This window comes from Yersinia aldovae 670-83 (assembly GCF_000834395.1).
In the GTDB taxonomy this organism is placed as follows: Bacteria; Pseudomonadota; Gammaproteobacteria; order Enterobacterales; family Enterobacteriaceae; genus Yersinia; species Yersinia aldovae.
In genome coordinates this window covers 368,611-390,240 of sequence record NZ_CP009781.1, presented here as the reverse complement: position 1 = coordinate 390,240, position 21,630 = coordinate 368,611, and the positions used below count along the sequence as shown (strand labels likewise).

Below are 21,630 nucleotides of genomic sequence, written 5' to 3'. Positions count from 1 at the left end.
TAGGTCAATTTTGCATTTTTCCGCTATATGGGGGTCTGGGGTGTAACGGAACCTGAATGACAGTTAAGGGGGTAAATTGAGTGGCTAAGATTAGATAAATCAGTAATTTGATTATTCCCGACAGGCTTACGCAAAATACGGCCAAAATGAGTATAGGTAATTTGGCTATCGTAAATGAGGTGGCTAAGAAGGACAATCTGCTATGTAAATGGCTGGTTGATTTTTAGCTATTTAAAATGACTGTTGACGTCGCTTTCAGCGGAGCTCCAGTCGGCAGGTTCGGTTCTGCAATTATCTATTTATTATCCCACGCCGATGACGTTTAATGGCGGTTTTCTCACTGTAAGTGTTGTTATTGAGTCTGCATGTTAATCCATTTTTTCCACGTTTATGCTTATCCCCTCCGGGGTGTGGATTGTCGGTAGCGTAAGTTTGCTAATGGATATTTAGCACCATGCTATCAACTTGCTGGCAGTATCCATGACCGGCTTTTCACCAGCCTAATCAAACGTTGATCGGTACGAAAGTGATTAACCTAAGCCTGGGCTAAGCAAACTCGACTACACTGAATGCGGCTCAATTATTCAGACAAAGAGAAAATCATGAGAACATGGCCTTCAGTCGGAGCAAACGGCTGGCTCAATAAAGTTCCTGAAGTCGCACTTTCATTTTGGATCGTCAAGATAATGTCTACTACGGTGGGTGAAACCGGGGCCGATTATCTGGCCGTCAATGCGGGCTTGGGGCAGGGGGTGACCCGCACGGTCATGACCGTATTGTTAATAGTCGCTTTGTGTATACAGTTACGTACACATCGCTACACCCCTTGGATTTACTGGCTGACGGTGGTACTGGTCAGCGTAGTTGGCACCCAAATCACCGACCTGCTTACCGATGGCCTGGGCATCAGTCTGTATGTCAGCACCTCTGTGTTTGCTGTGGCGCTTGCAGCGATCTTTTTCGTCTGGTATCGGGTCGAACGTACTCTGTCCATTCACGATATCGTGACGTACAGGCGAGAGCTATTTTACTGGGTAACCATCCTGTGTACGTTCGCTTTGGGGACCGCGGCAGGTGATCTGGCGACCGAGGCCCTGGGCCTGGGCTTCACTTTTGGGGCGGTCATTTTTGGTGTGCTAATCGGCGTGACATACGCCATCTGGCGAATGGGGGGGAATGCTGTGCTGACTTTCTGGATCGCGTACATCTTGACCCGTCCATTCGGCGCATCTCTCGGCGACCTGCTTACTCAGGACAAGACCTACGGTGGACTTGGGATGGGGGCTATGTGGACAAGTGCCCTGTTCCTCTCTGTGATCATTATTCTTGTGGCTATCGCCCAGTTCAGCTTGAACGTAAACTCATCCTCTCAATCCACTGATTAAGCCTCTTTTCACTTATTAAGGATAATGTAATGTTTAACAACCTAGACTATATCATCCGCCCTGTTGCCATGGTTTCGACCGTCCTGTTTTTGGCTGTGGCTGTGGGCTGCAACGATGCTACCGATCCAGCGGGTAAAAGCCCCTCGTCGGCTACAACGGCTCAGAGCACGGCAACCTCACAGACCAAAACGGCCTCCAGGCTCGGCGATTTATCGGCGTTTAGCGCCATCGCCAGCGATGTTGCTGCCATGGTGAACAAGGGGGATCTGCCCGCAGCAAAGATCCGCATCAAGGATTTAGAAGTCGCATGGGATTCGGCCGAAGCGGGATTGAAACCTCGATCTGCCGAGGATTGGCACGTCCTTGACAAGGACATTGACCGTGCATTGACTGCCCTACGGGCCGATACACCGAAGCAAGACGATTGCAATGCAGCCATGACCATGTTGCTGGAAACATTCGATTCGCTTCAAAGCCCTGCATAACCGTGCCATCATTTATGCGGGTAATATGCGTTAGTTGAATATTGGCTCTGAGTACATCCTTGTTTCCGTTATTCCTCAAACGGAAATTGTCCTGACACATATTGCACCTTGCTGACTCCTGTTGGTTGTAGGGCTTATTTCAACTATCTGATGGCCCGATCGATAATAATAGTGCTTAATATACATGCCGTTATGCACTATCAGCGTCAGGATCCCGCCTTCGCCGTTGTTATAAATCCGCATGGCTAAGATGGCGGATTTTACCGAGGTCACAATCACCAAGGTCCAAAAAATCAGCGACAGCCCCCCAAGATCACCGGTAGCGAAGGCGCATCACCCGACAAGAATAAAAAGGTTTTCAGGGTATACAGCGGGCGGGTACCAATATCGCAAAATACCACGCCAAAGCACTGCCAGCCATCAGCGTCAAGCTGGTCTGTCTGCTATTCTTCGGATCGCACACGGCGGACATTATGTCTTACTTAATGAGTTGCTCGAACTGGAGAGTCATATAAGAAGGATTGTGTAAGGTGGCGGTTACTATCAACGCCACCACAATCGATGGATCACTGTAGTTGCCGCAACATCAATGCCATGCCCACCATGCTAACAGGGTGAACGCAGCAGCGGAAAGAAGCAGAACAACGATAGTTAACACATCAGTATCAAGGTCTGGTTTCAAACTATGGTTTTCCACGGGAATGACAAGTCAGTAGGTTAACCCCGAGCTTATCCTTGCCTGGGAACTATGGATATTGTCGCTCTCCTTCACCTGTCTGACCGCGCAAGATAGATGGAACGGCACATGTCCCGCAAACTGAATGCCAGATTGAGGTAGATCCATACAGCGGTCTCCACGGCCTGCTCTATCAGGTACATCGGTGTCCCAAAGAACAAACGTGATAGCGGCCGATGAAGTCGAAGCACGTATTTCATTATGTAAATATCCACGATGAATATAGCTGTAACCGACACTGCAATACCGTACTTTCTCGAAAAGTATCACGTGGCTCGCGTGTCCGTGAAGACTGAAGAGGATTACTGGGTGTACAACAACCGTTTGCTACAATGGCCCTCACGCCCCTACTAAACAAGAAAGCGGCTATAAAGCCACTTTCTTGTTTAGTGACGATCAGTGTTGAGTGCTTGCAGCATCCGCAGCGACGGTTTTCTCATGAGCCGCTTTTGAATTTTCAGTAGCCATAGCGGATTCTTTCTTGGCTTCCTCGTGCATGCCTTCCTTATGATCCTTTGCCGCTTTTTTGTGTTGCTTGGCTGCGGCTTCATGTTGCTGGGCCGCCTCTTTATGCATGGTTACGCTATCTGCTGCCACACTGGAAAAAGAGGTTACGCCTAATGCTAAAATAGAAATAATGAGTGCTTTTTTCATGGTAAAGATCCTTGTAAATAAAATAGAGAGTGCGGTAAGCCCCTATGTAAGGTAGTCAACGTTCCTGAACAACACAAATAACTCACTGCGAAAAGAGTTGTATAGCCAGGGCCCCATTCCCACTTGAAATGCAACAAAGTGACCCACTGGCTAGACCCGGATAAAATCACCGTTCTGGCCCTACTGGAGATCCCTTTGCATGCAGGGAAAACATCTGACTCAGAAAGAGCGGTTCTACATCGAAAAACGTCGTGATGATGGGGTTAATCAGGCCACCATTGCCAGGGAGCTTCAGCTTCCGCGCTCTACCATCAGCCGGGAACTCAGACGCAATACCGACGCCGCTTTCAACGGCGTTTATTCCTGCAGAAGGGCAGAAACACTGGCCAGAGGACGGCGTCAGAAAGCACGTCCGGATAACGTGGTTAACCAGCTTGAACCGCACATTTAAGAATTTATCAGGCAGGCGCTGTCTACCCACACTTCACCTGAGGTCATCAGTGGCCGCCTGTTCCTGGAATTTGGTTTATCGGTCAGCAAGAACTCGCTCTATCGCTATATCCAGCAGGAGCGCCAGGCCGGCGGAGACCTGTATCAGCAGCTCCCGCATCGGGGTAAGCGGTATAACTATCAGACCGACCAGGCCACCCGTGGTCCTATTCCCAACCGCGTTGGCATTGAGCACCGGCCTGCCGAAGCGGACCTCAAACAACAGCCCGGACACTTTGAAATTGATACCATTTTTGGCAAAGACCAGAAGTCATTCCTGCTGACCGTGGTGGATAAAGCCGTCAAGCTGGTCATCATTCGCAAACTGCCCAACAAGCGTGCAGAGACGGTGGTCGCCGCTTTCAGGGACATCGTCGCCAATACTTTCTGCGAGTTTAAAACCCTGACCGCCGATAACGGCCCTGAGTTTTCCCAGCACGAGGAGATAACGAAAATAACGGGAGCACCGGTCTACTTTGCCCGCCCTTATCATTCCTGGGAGCGCGGATTGAATGAGCACACCAACGGGCTGATACGGCGGTTTTACCCGAAGGGAACAGATTTCAATCAGGTCACCCATCGCAAGGTCGCAGCACTCGAACACCTGCTCAATACGCGAGGGAGAAAATGTCTGGGCTATCGCTCTCCGAATGAGGTATTTTTAACGCACTTACAGGCGGCATAATGCCCTACCGTTTTGTTGCGTTTCGACTGGGAATGGGGCAGGAAGTATTATGAGAGTCGTCGTCGGCGTCAGACTACTGGGAGTAAAGATAACCAAGAGCTGCTAATGAAGAGTAATAACTTGATTTTAAAGTAAATAGCCATTCAAATTGTCCTATCAACAGCGTTTTGGGTTCCGTTACTCCCCGAACCCCTATATGAGAATGGTAGCTCTGTGCCCCATTCCCAATCGAAGTAGATTCCGCTGCATGGTTCACTTAACGATCTGGATTCAGACTCGCTAATTGTTAAATTAATGGCCATCAACTTGGTAGGAACTCTCTGGCCAATCCCTTGATGGTTAGGAAGTTGGATCCATTGTTGTCCCTTAGTTCAGAGGCAAAATAGGGTGATAGGGCCATGATTTTTATCAGATTAGGCAGCGCAAGGCTGACAATTGATTAAAATAAGTACCGCTTTGATGCCCAATCCAAATTTCAGGCAGACCTTCCCTATGCTGCCTGTCGCAACCATCGCTCTGTTTTGAACTCCAGCCGACGTCTGGCCAACAACTCTTCTGCCTTTATACCGGCCTCCGCACTGTTAAAAACCATCCGACTACCACACAACACGCACTGGTACGGATCCACATGGGTAAATTGTTTCATCAGCGACGCAAAGCCCGGCTTCTGCTGTTTTTCCTTCATTTCAATCCCCAGAGCGGTATAAACCCTCGGCAATAACTTCCCCCGTTTGCGGTTGGCCAGGAAACCGTAATATCTCACCATTTTAAAATGCCGTGACGGGATATGACTGATATAGCGCCACAGCATCTCTTCCTGGCTAAGTCGTTGTGTGCGGTGCCGCTGAGTCCGGTGGTCATAGTAATGATGAACAACGGCTCCGCCGTTGTAATGGCGCAACTTTGAGGCGGCAATGGGCGGCCGTTTCAGATAACGGTCCAGGTAGTTGACGTTTTGCCGGGCGTGCTTTATCTTTTTGGCAAAGTGGATTTTCCAGCGCCGCTGGAACTGCACCTCAAGAAACTGGCACCACTCGCGATAATCCCGAACGTGCTCATAGCCAGCAGAGGATAAGTCGAGCTCAGCATAGCTTTCCCGCAACAGGGCGATGACGGCCTGACGCCAGTAACGCTCAACGATTTTCTTTTTGAAGTAAACCGGTCGCCAGACACCGTGTTTGAGATACAGCCCCCCGCGGGTGACGGACAGATGAATGTGGGGATGCTGATTAAGCTGGCGACCGTAGGTATGCAGGGCTACAAACAGGCCTATTTCGATACCAAGTTTTTTGGCCCATTTGAGCAGAGTATTGGCGGCACAGGCGAAAAGTTTATTGAGCAAGGGCCAGTTGTTGGCAAAGGCGGGCCAGAGTTTATCGGGCATGGTGTAAGGTAATGTGCTGCCATTCGCAGTCGGGGAGAACATGCTGTTGCTCAGCAATCCATTGCTCGGTGGCCTTCATGCCACAGGCGCTGCACACTTTGCTTTTGCAACTTTGGCAGAAGTATTTGGTGTGAGAACAGTGGGAGGAAGCACAACAATATCGGCGAACGCCCATTGCCCTGGTACCGCAAGCAAGCATCCGTTCGATGACGAGCTTGGTCCATTCTGGGACGGATCTGCCGTGTTTTGCGAGTAACTGGCCCCAGCCATCATCAATTTGGAAGAGGAGTTTTGCGGGGCGGGGTATGTGCATACATGGGATTATAGCGAGCTACGATGGCTGAAGAAAGTCACTTTTTAACAGAGTCTTAGCTCCCGCCGTAGGCGGGCTACGTTCATTTAAATTATGAATTTAGCTATTTTTATTTAAATGTATAAGTCAAAAAAATAAAATAAAGGAGTGTTAAATGCGCAGTAGTATTAACTTATTGGTAATGATATTAATGCTGAGTTTTTCAGTAAAAGCAGAGCGACATAACGACGTTGCTAAAGTTTACTATAGAGGTAATATGACAGTTAAGATAGTAAGCAACCTTATAGAGGCTATTGACGATATTAATACAAAAGATAATGTTCGGAAAATATATATCTATATAAATAGCTACGGTGGTGATATGGATGCAGGTCTAATGGCATCATCATCTATTCAAAGCTCTAGAATTCCTGTAACAACAGTTGCCATGTCTACTGTAGGCTCTTCTGCAACATTAATGTTGTGTGCAGCAAAAGAACGAAAATCTTTACCTGATGGTAGTATCTATCTGCACCCATCATTTATAGAATATAATGGTGATGTAAGACCGAGTGACATCCAAGCCTTAAGCAAAGAAAGTAATAGATTTAATAAAATGTTTCATAGAGCATATGAGAAATGTACTAACATTAGCAATGAGAAGATAGATGAAATACTTTACAGTGAATCGAATAGATTAACGTTCACTCCTGACGAGGCTATAAAAATAGGATTAATATCCTCAATTGAAGATAAAATAATTGATTCAGCATTGGTTTATTATATTACAGATAACTGAAGTACTTTTACTAAAATACATGCGCTTTTAAAATTAGCCATTTTTAAAGGGGGATTGCCCCTTTGCTTCTTTAGGTGTAAATATTACTTACAGCAAACATGAAGGAATAAACGGTTCTGTCGCATTAATGTAGGTCAGTCAGCAAAAGTTGCGTTGCCGGTTATTTAGGCAGCCAGCAGAAAGAATTGTTCCGCAGGTGACAATCCCTCACTTTGCGAATGTTGATATTGCCCTTTTCGTATCATGTGGCTCTGTTAGATCTCAGCCAGGAGCGTCTGTGACCGTCGAAACGATTTGAATCCCAGCATCGACCGTATCCGGCGTTTGATGTTTCGATGATCTTGCTCAATCAGGTTGTTCAGGTATTTACTCTGCCTGACGGTAATCGCTTCCTCATCAGGTTTTTCAGCGTTGAGCGTGGCTAAAGCTGCGGTGTTGGCACCACTTTTATCGAGGGTGACCACATCAGGTTATCCGTGATGACGAATGGCCTTGCGAAAGAAGCGCAATGCGGCTGCAGCGTCCCGTTTGGCGGTCAGCAGGAAGTCGATGGTCTGCCCTGCAGTATCGACCGCCCGGCACAAATATTTCCACTGACCTTTGATTTTTATGTAGGTTTCGTCCATGCGCCACCGACGACCTACTGAGCGTTTATGGCGTCGAAATACCTTATCCAGCAAGGGCACCAGACGGATGACCCAGCGGTGTAACGTGGAGTGGTCAACAATAACGCCACGCTCTGCCATCATTTCCTCGAGATTACGCAGGCTGAGGGCATAAGCGAGATACCCGCGAACACACTGAGCGATAACATCAGTGGGGTAATGCAGGCGACGGAAGGCTTTTCGGATGAGAGACATGGGCAAGCAACATCGTAAAAAAACAGCATGTTACCTGACGACGCCTTAATACGACAGAACCATCAAAATGGTCAACGAGCTGGCTCGGCCGGCAGACAATAATTTCCACGATGAAATGATTGAACAATATGGGGTTCTACGCCGGAACCGCCGAGATTTCCGACACCCACTCGCATTCAGGCATCACTGAGCGATCAGCCCCACAGGATAACCCTGCAGAGCCAGGTCGTGTGATGGCCTTCACATTCCGCACCATCCGGTTCCTGATTTTTCAACCGGTAATCAACCGATGGCACTTTTTTGTATCAATTACAATCATCTTCCTTAAAGGTACAAGTGAGATTTTTACCTTTAAGGAAGATGATTGTGAACGTAAAAATATGGCCGGTTTTACTTAGATTCAGGAATGCCTCCTCGCTGGCTGCCAACAGAAAAATGGTGGATTCGTCGTTTCTGGAATACATGCGCGCGAAACCGTGCATCGTCGTGCTGCGGGCTGAGTGACCAGCCGATTACCGGAGTTGCTGTATGAAAAAAATCCAGATGCCGGAAGGAATAAAGCCCCTTTGCCTGATTGTTCCGCTGCTGCTATCGGCATGCCACACAGCTCCGCCAAGGCCGGGGTTAAATGACGTGATGACTGCCGGCCATATGCCAGCAGTTGATATTGACCCTACCAAATCTCTGTTCCCGCTGAGCAATTACCCGCAGTCCGTCGATAAATGGCTCCCTCCTGGCCCGGGTATGAACGTTCCCATTATGGATACCGCTGCACAGCAGCGCCATTTTTCTGACCTGAAATCCCGTTATTTTGGTATGGGGGCGGGCGAAAAGTCTCCCTGGAGCCCTTCTTACATTGCATCAGTCCTGAGTAAAGGAGCAGAAGCTGCCCGTGATGCTAGCATCAGAAAATACCTGGGGGACCAAAGTGTTTCCTGGGGCGAGAACTTCAGGGTTCACCCGGAACGCTGGAAGCTAGAGGTAAGAGACAACGCTGCCACCGGCATTGACCGTATTTATCACTCTTCGGGACGGGGGATTGCCGTCAGGGAAACGCTGGTCAGGGTTCTTCCGACAGATGACCCGGCTTATGAAGATCCCCGTCAGGCCGGGCAGGGCTACCCTTTTGACAATTTACAGATGTCCTCAGTCCGTCCCGGCACGCCCGTCTACGTGCTGGCGGTCAGCCGCGACAGCCGCTGGAAATACGTTTTATCCCCCACAGTCACCGGGTGGGTGCACAACGAAGATATTGCAGAGGTGGATCAGCAGTTTGTTACCGAATGGCTGACGCTGGCAGATAAAAACCTGGGCGCATTTATTAAAGAACCGGTTTCCGTTCATGAAGGAGGACAGTATTATTTTACTGCACGCCCCGGAACCATTATGCCATTCAGGAATAAACAGCCCGGATTTTTTGACGTTACTGTGCCGGTGCGGAAAAGTGATGGTCGCGCACAAATTCGCCAGATCAGACTGAAGGAAGGGGCGTTTGTCGACATGCCATGGAAAATGACGCCCGGTAATATGGCTGTACTGATGAAGTCGATGAGCGGCAGGTCCTATGGCTGGGGAAATTATAACTTCTATAATGATTGCTCTGCCGAAATGCGCAGCCTCATGATGCCCTTTGGTATATTTCTTCCCAGAAACTCTGCGGAACAGATACAGGCCGCAGCCCGGATTATCGACCTTAGCCAAGAGAATACCAGCGCACGGCTTCGTTATCTCACGGAGTATGGCAGGCCGTTCTCCACGCTTGTATACATTCAGGGGCATATCATGCTGTATACCGGTAATACGGTAATTAACGGACAGAATGTACCGATGACATACCAGAATATATGGGGGCTACGACCGGCAGACTCCGACAGCCGGAGTATTATTGGCGGTGCTGTCTTTTTACCCCTGCTTACCTCTTATCCGGAGAACCCGGGTCTGGTGTCACTGGCCGGTAAGGCGCAGTTTAAGCTGGGTTTCATTGAATAGTGGAAACTATTTACTCTTCTGTGTGGAGTTTATGGTGGCCGCCCTGTCGGTCACTTATGTTGGGGTTCCACGCCCAAACCGCCGAAAATTCAGGCTGGCCTATAAATCGACTTTTTGGGACTTAACAGCGTTGCACAAACGTTCGTTTGTACTGGAGCCAGACTTTCTGGTATTACGTGCGGACGACATGCTTGTTGCGTAAATGTATTGCAATCCTATCGGTATTTGTGATCATTTTCTGATTCAGTGAGTTAACGTTAAAGTCTATTTCCGTCATCACAGCTCAAGTTCGGCAATCAGCGTATCGAGATCTATAGTCTTCCCATCGGTAATGTCCGTTTAGCAGGATGTGCTGCCAGGCAACCGGTGATATCCGGGTGAGCAGTTCCACTGCTTTGGTGTTGCCACTGGCTTCGTGCTTTGTCAGCAATCGTGACAGGATCGCGGAGTTGTAATAAATGATACCGTTGGCAACCAGGCGGTCACACTGGTTGCTGATCTCGATTTCAATATCGGTACGCCCCGTTAGCTCTTTCCTGCCGCCGACTTTGGCTATAGCCGAACGGAGCTGGTGATAAGATTCGACACGGTTTTGCGAACGATGGGAACTACGCTCTATTTGAGTTGAGGATCGCGCAGGTAACGCAGCGTATAAATACTGTGAATGGACCGGTTGAATTCAAACGCCCCATTCAGGCGCTCTATAGAGAAAATGTGTTTTCCTGATAGAAAACTATTTCAGCCGGGATAAAAATATGTTCTGGGCAGCTATGCTGTCTGTCATCGCCCAAGATACCAGAAACTAGGGCAAAAAATGGCTCCTATTCTCGAAGGAACTGGATAAATCAATCTTGGTACTCGCGAGTTGGCGACACTGAAATGTACAAAATCATATTGGGTATCAACATGAAAATTACCTCTCTCCAGCCCAGCTTCAACTTTTCCGCTCAAGAAGGATACTCTGCTGCCGTTGCCCCTAATCATTCGGACAATGCCTATGCGGATTACGTGTTGGATATAGGCAATCGAATACCATTTTCTACCGCCGATTTAGGCAACCTATACGAAAATGTCATTCGCGCCGTCCATGACAGCCGTAGCAGGCTCATAGATCAGCATACGGCCGATATGATCGGTAACACTGTACTTGATGCTTTGAGCCGCTCACAGACCTTTCGTGACGCCGTAAGCTATGGCATTCATAATAATGAAGTGCACCTTGGTTGCATTAAATACAGAAACGAATACGAACTCAACGGAGAATCCCCCGCCGAAGTTGATGATATTCAATCACTGACGTGTACCGAATTATATGAATACGATGTCGGGCAAGAGCTAGTTTTCCCCATTTGCGAGGCGGGAGAAGACGATCACGAAGAACCTTATGTCAGTTTTAGTGTGGCACCAGATGCTGACTCTTACGAGATGCCATCGTGGCAGGAAGGGCTGATTCACGAGATCATTCATCATGTTACAGGAGCCAGCGATCCATCCAGAGATAGTAATATAGAGCTAGGACCCACTGAGATTCTCGCGCGTCGTGTAGCTCAAGAGCTGGGATGGCCTATTCCCGACTTCATAGGATACGCAGATCCAGACCGTGAAGCTCATCTTAGGACACGTAACCTGAATGCCCTTCGCCAGGCGGCAACGCGGCATGAAAATAATGAGGGGGCTTTCTTCGAAAGGCTAGATATGATCAGCGATAAATATGAGGTGAGTCCTGATTTCACAGAGTATGCGGTTGTGTCTAACATAGAATACGGTCTGATCCAACAACATGATTTCCCCGGGTTGGCTATCGATGATAATTTACAGGATGCAAATCAGATCCAACTGTATCATGGTGCACCTTATATCTTCACGTTCGGGGGTGCGGACAGACACAACCAGCGCTGACGAGTCTTTGCAGTGACACAAGGTCACTGCTCATGCATTTTAACGGAATTCATGATATGAAATCGTGCGACATTGTATGTAAAGGCGAAAAACCAAATTTTACGGTAATGAGTACAGATAAAGCGCTGATGATCAGCTATTACGAGAGATGCCATAAATAAGCAGAGAAGAAATGGCAAACAGCGTACGCCAAGCTCAAAAATGCACCTCAAAACCATCTTTATGTACTAATTCAGTAAGTGGTATGCATAACCGATTTATGGTTGAAATTTGGCCTTAACGAATGGAAGGGACTTCCCCTGGATATGCGCCTGATTAACTATTGTGTAATCATGGGGTAAACATAGCCTTGGAGGGATTAGTTATGACTATCACTACTGTCGGTATCGATCTTGCTAAAAATGTGTTCGCTGTTCACTGCGTTGATCAAAATGGAAAAACTGTTCTGGTTAAACCCAAAGTATCGCGTGCAGCGCTTCCAGAGTTGATTGCAAGTTTACCTCCTTGTGTCATCGGGATGGAGGCGTGCTCCGGCGCCCATTACTGGGCAAGAGTGTTTCGGCAGTATGGCCATGAGCCCCGTTTGATGGCTGCAAAGTTCGTATCGCCTTACCGCATGGCCGGTAAATCAGGGAAAAATGATGCAGCTGATGCCCAGGCTATTTGTGAGGCTGTCCGTCGCCCGCATATGCGGTTCGTGCCAGTGAAGGATGAGAGTCAGCAGGCGATGCAATGTCTACACCGTACCAGACAAGGTTTTATCGAAGAGAAAACAGCAACATATAACCGATTAAGAGGTTTGATATCTGAATTCGGCGTCATCGCTCCACAAAGTACAGATGCCCTGCGCCACATGGTTTCTGAACAGAAGAATTCTTTGCCGCTTCAGGTTCAGCAATGCGTTGATGATCTGCTGGAACACATTAATCGCATTGAAGATAACATCGCTGAATATGACCGGATCCTGTCCCGCATGGCAAAAACGGATCACCGCAGCCAACGACTGATGGAACTGAAGGGGATTGGTCCCACAACGGCTTGTGCGTTGGTCGCCAGTATCGGTAATGCCCATGATTTTAAGAATGGACGCCAACTGGCAGCTTGGCTGGGACTTACACCATCACAGTACAGCAGTGGCGGAAAATCAAAGCTGGGCAGAATAACGAAAGCGGGCGATTCATATCTGCGAACGCTTCTGGTTCAGGGAGCCCGTTCGGTTTTGATTGGTGCAGAGAAAAGGACTGACTCATTCAGCCGCTGGGTTTGTACGTTGGTTGAGCGCAGAGGGTACTGGCGGGCTGTTGTGGCCATCGCCGCCAAAAACGCGAGGCTGTGCTGGGCATCGTTGCATTACGGTGATGATTTCAGGCTGTACTCAGCCAGCTAAAGCACAAAGCAGTATAACCATCTGACCTGCAACTCGTTGATGAAAAAGGGTTAGACCCCGTGAGGCCTATCTGGCTATTGTACAGGATATACGTATCCGCTTAACGAACAAGAACCTCACGCGCGTCTTTCATCAGGGCCCGAATCGATAACGATTCATCATGGCCGTTTATAGTACCGCAGTCTCTCCCCTTTCTTTTACTGACGAGCAGACAGAAACCATAAAACCGGCGTTGACATGCCGGGGAAGCCCTTATAGTACAATAGTTCTCGATATCTAAACTGCAGCACCCTATGGGGACTTCAGTCCCCCCGCCTTAAGTGAGTTTTCGTTTCACATAGCATCAAGCCTATTATCTTTGGGGGATTAAAAATAATTTACAAACAACCGCTTATCTTCTTAGCGTACGTTTTCGTTCCATTGGCCCTCGAACCCCTTAGCCAAGTCAAGTAGACTCATTTTGGCCTCTGCCCATGAAAATTGTCCGGACCTATGAACGAGTGAGTAGCGTTGTCTCGGCTGGCAGATACTCCACAAAAAAAATTCACTTTTAGAGATCTTCCGACATACTGATGATGTCCCCTGAAGAAGCAATTTTATAACGTTCAGAGAGACTTTTACCTTTACTATAAGGTTCAAACTAATGAATAAGAATCGCCGGTTGTGCTTGGTCCTGGGCGATCAGCTATCGTTTGACCTGGCTTCTTTGACGGAATTGGACGCTCAACGTGATGCCGTTCTTATGGTCGAAGTGAGGGAGGAAGCACGCCATGTCCCCCATCACCCGCAAAAAATCGTTTTTATTTTCAGTGCAATGCGTCACTTTGCCAGTGAGTTGCATCAGCAGGGTATTTGTGTGTATTACGTTCGTCTCGATGACCCGCTAAATACCGGGTCAGTGCCGAGTGAATTGATGCGCTGGCAGTTGCTGTTACAGCCTGAGGAACTGCACCTGACAGAATGCGGTGACTGGCGTCTTGAGAAGTCGCTTAAAGAGTGTGGCCTGTCAATACAGTGGCATCCCGACACTCGCTTTTTGTGCATGCGCGATGAGTTCTCATCCTGGGCTGAAGATAAAAAACAGTTGCGCATGGAGTTTTTCTATCGGGAGATGCGCCGTAAAAGCGGACTGTTGATGAATAGCGACGGCAGTCCGATAGGAGGCAATTGGAATTTTGATTCAGATAACCGGAAAACACTCCCCAAAAACGTGGCCGCGCCCTATCCAGCACGATTTAGTGCAGATGCTATCACTCAGGAAGTGCTTCAACTGGTACGCGAACATTTCACAAACCATTACGGTTCAATCGACGTCTTCGATTATCCGGTGACACGCGCTGATGCACAGACGCTGTGGGATTATTTTCTTGATTATGGTCTGGCCGGATTCGGAGATTATCAGGATGCAATGGCCTGTGATGAACCCTTTCTTTTCCACTCCCGTATCAGTGCCGCTCTCAATATTGGTCTGCTGGATGTGCGGCAGTTATGCAGTGATGTGGAATCCGCCTATTTGTCTGGCAGAATTAAGCTAAATGCGGCCGAGGGCTTTATTCGCCAGCTTATCGGATGGCGTGAATATGTACGCGGCGTCTACTGGTTGAAGATGCCAGCCTATGCAGGTGGCAACGTCTTTGGTAACAGCAGGCCACTGCCTAAGTTCTATTGGACCGGTAAAACGCAGATGAACTGCATGCGGCAAGCCATTGGCCAAAGCCTTGAATATGCCTATGCCCACCATATACAACGGCTGATGGTCACGGGCAACTTTGCACTGCTCGCGGGCATTGCGCCATCTGAGATATGCGAATGGTATCTTGCCATTTATATGGATGCATTCGACTGGGTTGAACTACCCAACACACTCGGCATGGTGATGCACGCCGATGGGGGCTACCTGGGTTCTAAACCCTACTGTGCGAGCGGCCAGTATATAAACCGCATGTCTGACTACTGTCGCAGTTGCGTGTACAAAGTCAGTGAAAGCACTACAGATAATGCCTGCCCCTTCAATGCGCTCTACTGGCATTTCGTCATGCGACACGGCGAACTGCTGCGCGGTAATCATCGCATGGGCATGACATACAAAAACCTCGATCGTCTGTCTGAATCTAAGCGGCTAGCGCTCTGGCAACGAGGTCAAATGCTGCTGGCAAAACTTGACGCAGGAGAATCACTTTGAAAAAAAACGAACTTCCGACAAAAATTTGTACAGTATGCGGGCGCCCTTTTAGCTGGCGGAAAAAGTGGGGGAAATGCTGGGAGGACGTGCGTAAGTGCTCTGAGCGATGTCGGCGTTAAAAAGGGCTTTATCGCATTAACGGAGACTGTAATTTAAATTGTGTATCTGCCTGATTTTGATATGTTCAATCCTATATTATAAACAGGCTAACTTATGGATGAGGAACAGTTACAGGTTCTGACTCACGAACTAGCCAAAACTCCAAAACTGAATAGACCCGAGTTTCCTCGACGGTTCCGTGCACAGTTCCTCCAAAAGTTCCACCTTTACGTCATATCACTTTGAATTAACATGATAAAGTGGTTGATTTTTAACATTATTTTTAATTTTTCTTTTCAGCCGAAAGTATGTCGCTCGCGAAACCCCTGTTTTTTCTGTCACACTGTTCACCGTTTCACCCTGCAAAATCAAGGTCAGAGCTGCCGGTGTCCGGGGATGAATCTTACGGCCAAATTTTACGCCTGCTGCCAGTGCGACTATTCTACCGTCATTAGTCCGTTCCAGGATGCGTTCACGCTCAGCTTCTGCCACTGCGGCCAGGATCTGGATAACCATTTTCCCCATAGTACCTTCGGTGCTGAGGCCATTCTCCAGGAAGCGGATTGCTATTCCTTTCTTGTAGCAGCCATCAACAACACGGATCATGTCGGCGGTGTTACGTCCAAGACGATCCATTTTTGTGCAGATGATGACATCATCTTTCTCTGCACGGGCCAACAAACGCTGTAACCCCTCTCGCTCATCCGTTGCCCCCGTCATCATATCTGTAAAAATGCGATCCTCGCGGATACCGGCACTTTTCAACTCCATAATCTGATGCGTCAATTTTTGATGGCTGGTTGATACCCGTGCATACCCCAGTAATGCCATTTTTGGTCTCACTTATCGTTTTTGATACTGAGTGGTATCATAATGCACGAAATGCGACTTTTGAAACCTACTTTCGGACTGTTTTAGACAGGTATCAAATATCATAATATTTGAGACGATTAAAAGTAGACCAAAGTCATACTTATGCAAGGAATGCTGAATGCCTATCGATTTTTTGACCGAAGAGCAGAAACAAAATTATGGGCGTTATGCGGCAGAACCGAATGAGGTACAACTGTCCCGTTATTTTATTCTGGATGAAAATGACCTGACATTCATAGCACAACGGCGCGGGGACCAGAACCGTCTTGGGATAGCCCTTCAACTGACATCAGTCCGATTTTTAGGCGCGTTCCTGTCTGATTTGACTTTGGTTCCGCGCAATGTACAAACCTTTGTTGCCAGGCAGCTTTCAATCAGTCGGACTGAGATTCTGGCAGAATACGCCAAACGAGAACCAACCCGTTGGGAGCATTACGCTCAAATCAAAAAGTATTATCACTATCATGAATTCGGGGAGTTTCCGTGGACATTTAGGCTGAACCGATTGTTGTATACCCGAGCATGGATTAGCAATGAACGCCCCAGCCTGATGTTCGATTTCGCCACTGCATGGCTGGTACAGCATAAAATTTTATTACCAGGGGCCACAACACTCACCAGAGTGATCACCGAAATCCGCAAACGAGCGGCTAACCGGCTTTGGCAACGATTGCTAGCATTGCCCAATGATGAACAGAAACAGCAACTGGATGAATTACTCAGCTTTAGTGAAGGTCAGAGAGTATCAATGTTCGAGCGACTGAAAAAAGGTCCTGTGACAATTAGTAGCCCTGCGTTTAATGATGCACTGGATCGTTATAACACATTGCACCAACTGGGTTTTCAGCAACTTGATTTTACAGGTCTTCCACCGGCTCAGCTAAAAAGTCTCGCCCGCTATGCCAATGTTACCTCGGTAAAAAAGATAGCTCGTATGCCCATGAAGAAACGTACAGCGATACTTATTGCCTTTGTTAAATCATTGGAGGTCACTGCGCTGGATGAAGCCATCGATGTTTTGGATATGCTGATCACTAATATTGCGGGAGAGGCTAAAAAAGCGGGGCAAAAGAAGCTGCTGAGGACGCTGAAGGATCTGGACCGCTCTTCGTTGATGCTGGCAAAAGCCTGTGCACTCCTGCTGGATGAGGTAACTGATGATGCGTACCTCCGAAAATCGATTTCTTCCTGTATTCCCAAAGAAAGGCTGGCTGAGTCGGTCAAAATGGTCAATGAGTTGGCCCGGCCGGCAGACAATAATTTCCAGGATGAAATGATTGAACAATATGGACGCGTTCGCCGTTTTCTGCCCAGAGTACTCCGAGAGTTAACTTTTCGGGCTGCTCCGGCGGGAGAACATACCCTGGCAGCCTTCAACTATTTATCGTCACTAGGCACTTCAAGAAAGCACATACTTGACGACGCGCCGAAAAATATTATCACCGGTGCCTGGAAACGACTGGTCTTTGACGAAGAAGGCCGAGTGAGACGACCTGGCTATTCACTATGCTTACTGGAACGGTTTCAGGATGCATTAAGGCGGCGGGATATTTACCTTGAGAATAGCGATCGTTGGGGTGATCCACGGTCAAAACTGTTACAAGGGGCAGAATGGCAAGCCCAACGCGTCCCTGTCTGTCGAGCATTAGGTCACCCTGTAAATGCTCGGCAGGCAACAGAAAAGCTGGCTCAACAGTTAGATTTTGCCTGGAAAACGGTAGCTGAGGGTTTTAATGATAATGCGTCAGTTCATATTGACCACGCAGGGAAACATCCTACGCTGACTATCAGCAACCTTGAGAAACTGGATGAACCACCCAGCCTGATAGCTCTCAACAGGCAAGTCAGACGTCTTTTACCCTTGGTGGATCTGACGGAGCTATTGCTGGAAATCAATGCTCATACAGGATTTGCCGAAGAATTTACTCATGTCAGTGAGTCCAATGCGCGAGCGAAAGATCTGCATATCAGCATTTGTGCCGTATTACTGTCAGAAGCCTGCAATATTGGTTTTGAGCCATTGATTAAGCACAATATTCCATCATTAACCCGGCATCGCCTGAGCTGGGTTAAACAAAATTATTTTCGGGCCGAAACGCTTATCAAAGCCAATGCCCGCCTGGTTGATTATCAGGCTACCTTGAGCCTGGCACAGCGATGGGGTGGTGGGGAAGTTGCTTCTGCTGACGGTATGCGTTTTGTTACGCCAGTAAAAACGATTAACGCCGGACCAAATCGAAAATACTTTGGCTCCAATCGGGGAATTACCTGGTACAACTTTATTTCCGATCAGTTTTCTGGTTTTCACGGCATTGTTGTACCGGGCACCTTGAGGGACTCAATCTTTGTTCTGGAAGGTTTACTTGAACAGCAAACGGGGTTGAATCCACAGGAAATTATGACTGATACAGCAGGTGCCAGCGATTTGATATTCGGTCTGTTCTGGCTGTTGGGATACCAGTTTTCTCCCCGTCTGGCGGACGCCGGAGATGCCGTTTTCTGGCGAGTAGATAAAAATGCTGATTACGGCCCTCTTGATGAACTGGCCCGTGGTTGCATTAATCTGGCACTGATTGAGGCTAACTGGGACGATATGATGCGGATTGCAGGCTCTCTTAAGTTGGGTACTGTACAAGCATCAGAGTTAATCCGTAGTTTATTGAAGAGCACGCGTCCGTCCAGTCTGGCACAGGCCATCATTGAAGCGGGGCGAATAAATAAAACGCTGTATCTGTTGAATTATATTGATGATGAAGATTACCGTCGCCGAATACTAACGCAACTAAACAGGGGTGAAGGAAGACATAGTGTGGCTCGCGCCATTTGTCATGGTCAACGTGGCGAAATCAGAAAGCGCTATCGCGAAGGGCAAGAGGATCAACTTGGATCGTTGGGACTGGTAACAAATGCTACTGTTTTATGGAATACGCTGTATATGCAGGAAGCCCTTAGACATATTAATACTGATAGTCAGCCTACTGAAATTAATGAAGAAGATATATCCAGATTATCACCATTGATGCATGGCCATATCAATATGTTAGGTCATTACTCATTCACATTGTCTGAAAATGTGATAAAAGGTGAGCTAAGGCCGTTAAATCAACAGGTTAACGAATATATAGACGCTTAGCGTAGGTTTTCGCCCCATTGGACCTCAAACCCCAGTGCGACATGAGGCTGTATAAATCGTTGTTCTCCGATTCGAGAGAACCGCCTGTATCACCAGGTGAGCCTAGGATCCTGAATAAAGTAGCGGATCTGACAACGTAACAAAACGCACTCTGATGCGTGGGATACAAATCGTGAGAGGCGTGTCTTCCTGACAACCACAGTCGGGTAAGTGCAAGGTAGTCAGCACGGTGAACATAAGTGAATCTACGTAGAACGCGTCACGAGGTAAACAGCGGAAGTGGTTAACACGCTGTGGCCAAAAGGCACCGAGGGTGGGTAGAAGACTATGGGGTTATCTTCTCGTGATCCACATGCCCTCCGCATTCAAGTAGGCACCTAACCTGACACACGAGATATACGGAACATGGTAAGCCCGTAGCGCTCCCTTCGGGAAAGTTGACCGCGAGGCCAACCGATAGCTCTGCGGGTAAAGGATACTGGAAAAAGCGAAAGCCGGACTGTAATGGCCCGGACAGGAGTTTAAACGTTACTCAACGCGAAAGCGTAGCCCACTTCCAGTTGGTCTCTCTTTGCAAGATAGTTTTCAGAACCTTATCAATGAGGTAAAGCAAATGACAGTAACCGGTCAACGGTCTGGTGCAACCTCAGCCTCAGCAAAATGGCAGTCCATCAACTGGTCGGTCATTGAACAGCAGGTTTCAAGGCTGCAAATGCGTATTGCAAAGGCAATGCGGGAAGGCCGCTATGGCAAGGTAAAATCCCTGCAATGGCTGCTGACCCACTCGCATGCCGCCAAATTACTGGCAGTAAGGCGAGTTTCTCAAAACAAAGGCAGTAAAACTGCTGGCACTGATGGTATTACGTGGCGAACCGACAACCACAAATTGGCCGCTGTCGGACAGCTCAAACGGCGTGGCTATCATGCTAAACCGCTGAGACGCGTTTATATTCCTAAAAAGAACGGCAAACAGCGCCCATTGGGCATCCCTTGTATGATTGATAAAGCACAGCAGGCGCTGTATCTGCTGGCTCTGGAGCCGATATCGGAAACGATAGCGGACAAAAACTCATACGGGTTTCGCCCAAAACGCTGCGCGGCCGATGCTGTTGAGCAATGTTTTAAAACGTTATGTAGGAAAACATCTGCACAATGGATCCTTGAAGGCGATATAAAGGCTTGTTTTGACAAAATCGGTCATCAATGGCTCATGGATAATATCCTGATAGACAAATCAATGTTACGCCAATGGTTGTCAGCTGGCTATATCGATAAAGGCTTGTTTTATCATACTGATGCAGGAACACCACAGGGTGGAATTATCTCTCCAACACTGATGTTACTGACACTGGCAGGACTGGAGCAGCGCATTAAACAGGCTGCGCCCAGAAAAGCAGAAAAGGTCAACTTCATCTCCTACGCCGATGATTTTGTGGTCACCGGTGCCTCAGGGGAGTTGCTGGAGAATACAATAAAACCGTTAATTGTGTCGTTCCTGAAAGAGCGCGGGCTGGAACTCTCTCCCGAGAAGACTATCACGACGTCCATCAGACAGGGGTTTGATTTTCTGGGTTTCAATATTCGTAAATACAGAGATAAATTGTTGATTAAACCCAGCAAAGCCAACGTATTAACGTTCATTCGGAACATAAGAGCACTCATCAAATCTCATCCCACAATGGCTACAGGTGAATTGATCAGACTACTCAATCCCAAATTACGGGGCTGGGGAAACTATTACAGACACAGTGTCGCCAAACAAACCTTTGGATATGTTGACTGCCAGATATTCAGAACATTACAACGCTGGGCAAAGCGAAGACATCCGAACAAAGGTGCAAGATGGGTAACCAGAAAGTACTTTTTACCGGAATATGCGCGGCACTGGTGTTTTCGGGGGAAGTCACATATTGATGGTGTGACGCTCTCAGAATATCTTACGCAACTGGTCACTATCCCGATAAAACGGCATACCAAAATCCGCTGTGAGGCAACACCTTATGATCCGACATTCGCCAGTTACTGGAGTTCACGTAAGGAAAATAGGGACAAAAGCCGAAACAGCTGGCATATGTCGCTGGAAACCGCGTTATGAGAAGTTTGCCGGGTAACAATAATTGCCTTTGAGAGGCTTGAGCGGAGTGCGGTGAAAGTCGCACGCTCCGTTCTTAGGAGAGCACAGTCAGGTAACTGGCTGTGCTTATCCGACTTATGAACTATAAGGATAATGTTATAAGGAAGGCGGAACGAGCGGATAAACTCAGCGCCCGAATAGACTCTGCTTTCGGGCGCTGAAAAT

Annotated in this window: 15 protein-coding genes and 5 pseudogenes; 14 read left to right on the top strand and 6 right to left on the bottom strand. The window is 47.9% G+C overall.

What is annotated here, in order from left to right; all coding sequences use genetic code 11:
• Positions 1 to 602 precede the first annotated feature (602 nt).
• Together AT01_RS01850 and AT01_RS01845 are read left to right on the top strand one after the other, a co-directional pair.
• Complete coding sequence (locus AT01_RS01850; RefSeq protein WP_042545847.1) at positions 603 to 1,385, top strand: COG4705 family protein; 783 nt, start codon at positions 603 to 605, stop codon at positions 1,383 to 1,385.
• Positions 1,386 to 1,414: 29 nt separating this feature from the next.
• Positions 1,415 to 1,870, top strand: coding sequence for a hypothetical protein (locus tag AT01_RS01845; RefSeq protein ID WP_042545846.1), 456 nt, complete (start codon positions 1,415 to 1,417; stop codon positions 1,868 to 1,870).
• A 198-nt stretch (positions 1,871 to 2,068) separates the two neighbouring features.
• Here the strand turns inward: AT01_RS01845 and AT01_RS20450 are convergent.
• Both AT01_RS20450 and AT01_RS01835 read right to left on the bottom strand, forming a co-directional pair.
• A pseudogene (locus AT01_RS20450) lies at positions 2,069 to 2,291 on the bottom strand (KUP/HAK/KT family potassium transporter); the annotation flags it as partial.
• Between the two features lie 711 nt (positions 2,292 to 3,002).
• Complete coding sequence (locus AT01_RS01835; RefSeq protein ID WP_042545844.1) at positions 3,003 to 3,260, bottom strand: hypothetical protein; 258 nt, start codon at positions 3,258 to 3,260, stop codon at positions 3,003 to 3,005.
• A 199-nt stretch (positions 3,261 to 3,459) separates the two neighbouring features.
• On the opposite strand from AT01_RS01835, the gene AT01_RS22095 reads away from it, so the two are divergent.
• Positions 3,460 to 3,711, top strand: coding sequence for a helix-turn-helix domain-containing protein (locus AT01_RS22095; RefSeq protein WP_042545843.1), 252 nt, complete (start codon positions 3,460 to 3,462; stop codon positions 3,709 to 3,711).
• 6 nt (positions 3,712 to 3,717) lie between these two features.
• Positions 3,718 to 4,434 (top strand): IS30 family transposase, encoded by a 717-nt coding sequence (locus AT01_RS20445; protein ID WP_200889097.1) that lies wholly within the window; start codon positions 3,718 to 3,720, stop codon positions 4,432 to 4,434.
• Between the two features lie 490 nt (positions 4,435 to 4,924).
• On the opposite strand, the pseudogene AT01_RS01815 reads toward AT01_RS20445, so the two are convergent.
• Positions 4,925 to 6,131 (bottom strand): annotated as a pseudogene (locus tag AT01_RS01815) (IS91 family transposase).
• 154 nt (positions 6,132 to 6,285) lie between these two features.
• Here AT01_RS01815 and AT01_RS01810 point away from each other — a divergent pair.
• Positions 6,286 to 6,909 carry a ClpP family protease gene (locus tag AT01_RS01810; protein WP_042545840.1) on the top strand — a complete coding sequence of 208 codons (624 nt, stop codon included), beginning with the start codon at positions 6,286 to 6,288 and terminating at the stop codon, positions 6,907 to 6,909.
• Positions 6,910 to 7,073: 164 nt separating this feature from the next.
• Here AT01_RS01810 and AT01_RS20435 read toward each other — a convergent pair.
• A pseudogene (locus AT01_RS20435) lies at positions 7,074 to 7,769 on the bottom strand (IS6 family transposase).
• A gap of 128 nt (positions 7,770 to 7,897) precedes the next feature.
• On the opposite strand from AT01_RS20435, the gene AT01_RS21525 reads away from it, so the two are divergent.
• The 3 genes and pseudogenes from AT01_RS21525 (at position 7,898) to AT01_RS01790 (ending at position 9,758) form a co-directional block, all read left to right on the top strand.
• A complete protein-coding gene (locus AT01_RS21525) occupies positions 7,898 to 8,167 on the top strand; it encodes a hypothetical protein (protein ID WP_042545838.1) in 270 nt (89 codons plus the stop codon).
• 1 nt (position 8,168) lies between these two features.
• Positions 8,169 to 8,273 (top strand): annotated as a pseudogene (locus AT01_RS21520) (DUF1460 domain-containing protein); the annotation flags it as partial.
• A gap of 39 nt (positions 8,274 to 8,312) precedes the next feature.
• Complete coding sequence (locus tag AT01_RS01790) at positions 8,313 to 9,758, top strand: SH3 domain-containing protein (protein WP_042548451.1); 1,446 nt, start codon at positions 8,313 to 8,315, stop codon at positions 9,756 to 9,758.
• A 276-nt stretch (positions 9,759 to 10,034) separates the two neighbouring features.
• Here AT01_RS01790 and AT01_RS20430 read toward each other — a convergent pair.
• Positions 10,035 to 10,442: pseudogene (locus AT01_RS20430) on the bottom strand (Tn3 family transposase); the annotation flags it as partial.
• Between the two features lie 195 nt (positions 10,443 to 10,637).
• Between AT01_RS20430 and AT01_RS01785 the strand changes: the two are divergent.
• The 4 genes from AT01_RS01785 to AT01_RS22540 all read left to right on the top strand — a co-directional run bounded on the left by AT01_RS01785 (position 10,638) and on the right by AT01_RS22540 (position 15,345).
• Positions 10,638 to 11,657: a M85 family metallopeptidase gene (locus tag AT01_RS01785; protein WP_144404901.1), complete on the top strand. Its 1,020-nt coding sequence runs from the start codon at positions 10,638 to 10,640 to the stop codon at positions 11,655 to 11,657.
• A gap of 364 nt (positions 11,658 to 12,021) precedes the next feature.
• Positions 12,022 to 13,044 carry an IS110 family RNA-guided transposase gene (locus AT01_RS01780; protein ID WP_042545837.1) on the top strand — a complete coding sequence of 341 codons (1,023 nt, stop codon included), beginning with the start codon at positions 12,022 to 12,024 and terminating at the stop codon, positions 13,042 to 13,044.
• Positions 13,045 to 13,687: 643 nt separating this feature from the next.
• The gene (locus AT01_RS01775) at positions 13,688 to 15,226 is read left to right on the top strand and encodes a cryptochrome/photolyase family protein (protein WP_042545836.1); all 1,539 of its coding nucleotides are present in this window, start codon (positions 13,688 to 13,690) and stop codon (positions 15,224 to 15,226) included.
• Entirely contained in the window at positions 15,223 to 15,345 is a 123-nt protein-coding gene (locus AT01_RS22540) for a DUF2256 domain-containing protein (protein ID WP_071841474.1), read from the top strand. The genes AT01_RS01775 and AT01_RS22540 overlap by 4 nt, the downstream gene beginning before the upstream one ends.
• A 217-nt stretch (positions 15,346 to 15,562) precedes the next feature.
• Here the strand turns inward: AT01_RS22540 and AT01_RS01770 are convergent, their stop codons facing one another.
• Complete coding sequence (locus AT01_RS01770; protein WP_042545835.1) at positions 15,563 to 16,156, bottom strand: recombinase family protein; 594 nt, start codon at positions 16,154 to 16,156, stop codon at positions 15,563 to 15,565.
• Between the two features lie 160 nt (positions 16,157 to 16,316).
• Between AT01_RS01770 and AT01_RS01765 the strand changes: the two genes are divergently transcribed.
• Positions 16,317 to 19,331, top strand: coding sequence for a Tn3 family transposase (locus tag AT01_RS01765; RefSeq protein ID WP_042545834.1), 3,015 nt, complete (start codon positions 16,317 to 16,319; stop codon positions 19,329 to 19,331).
• A 613-nt stretch (positions 19,332 to 19,944) separates the two neighbouring features.
• Positions 19,945 to 21,426 carry a group II intron reverse transcriptase/maturase gene (gene ltrA, locus AT01_RS01760; protein WP_042545833.1) on the top strand — a complete coding sequence of 494 codons (1,482 nt, stop codon included), beginning with the start codon at positions 19,945 to 19,947 and terminating at the stop codon, positions 21,424 to 21,426.
• The last annotated feature ends 204 nt before the right edge of the window (positions 21,427 to 21,630 follow it).

Coding starts and splice junctions, on each gene's coding strand:
- AT01_RS01850 (WP_042545847.1), top strand. CDS start 603: ATGAGAACATGGCCTTCAGTCGGAGCAAACGGCTGGCTCAATAAAGTT.
- AT01_RS01845 (WP_042545846.1), top strand. CDS start 1,415: ATGTTTAACAACCTAGACTATATCATCCGCCCTGTTGCCATGGTTTCG.
- AT01_RS01835 (WP_042545844.1), bottom strand. CDS start 3,260: ATGAAAAAAGCACTCATTATTTCTATTTTAGCATTAGGCGTAACCTCT.
- AT01_RS22095 (WP_042545843.1), top strand. CDS start 3,460: ATGCAGGGAAAACATCTGACTCAGAAAGAGCGGTTCTACATCGAAAAA.
- AT01_RS01810 (WP_042545840.1), top strand. CDS start 6,286: ATGCGCAGTAGTATTAACTTATTGGTAATGATATTAATGCTGAGTTTT.
- AT01_RS21525 (WP_042545838.1), top strand. CDS start 7,898: ATGGGGTTCTACGCCGGAACCGCCGAGATTTCCGACACCCACTCGCAT.
- AT01_RS01790 (WP_042548451.1), top strand. CDS start 8,313: ATGCCGGAAGGAATAAAGCCCCTTTGCCTGATTGTTCCGCTGCTGCTA.
- AT01_RS01785 (WP_144404901.1), top strand. CDS start 10,638: ATGTACAAAATCATATTGGGTATCAACATGAAAATTACCTCTCTCCAG.
- AT01_RS01780 (WP_042545837.1), top strand. CDS start 12,022: ATGACTATCACTACTGTCGGTATCGATCTTGCTAAAAATGTGTTCGCT.
- AT01_RS01775 (WP_042545836.1), top strand. CDS start 13,688: ATGAATAAGAATCGCCGGTTGTGCTTGGTCCTGGGCGATCAGCTATCG.
- AT01_RS01770 (WP_042545835.1), bottom strand. CDS start 16,156: ATGGCATTACTGGGGTATGCACGGGTATCAACCAGCCATCAAAAATTG.
- AT01_RS01765 (WP_042545834.1), top strand. CDS start 16,317: ATGCCTATCGATTTTTTGACCGAAGAGCAGAAACAAAATTATGGGCGT.
- ltrA (WP_042545833.1), top strand. CDS start 19,945: ATGACAGTAACCGGTCAACGGTCTGGTGCAACCTCAGCCTCAGCAAAA.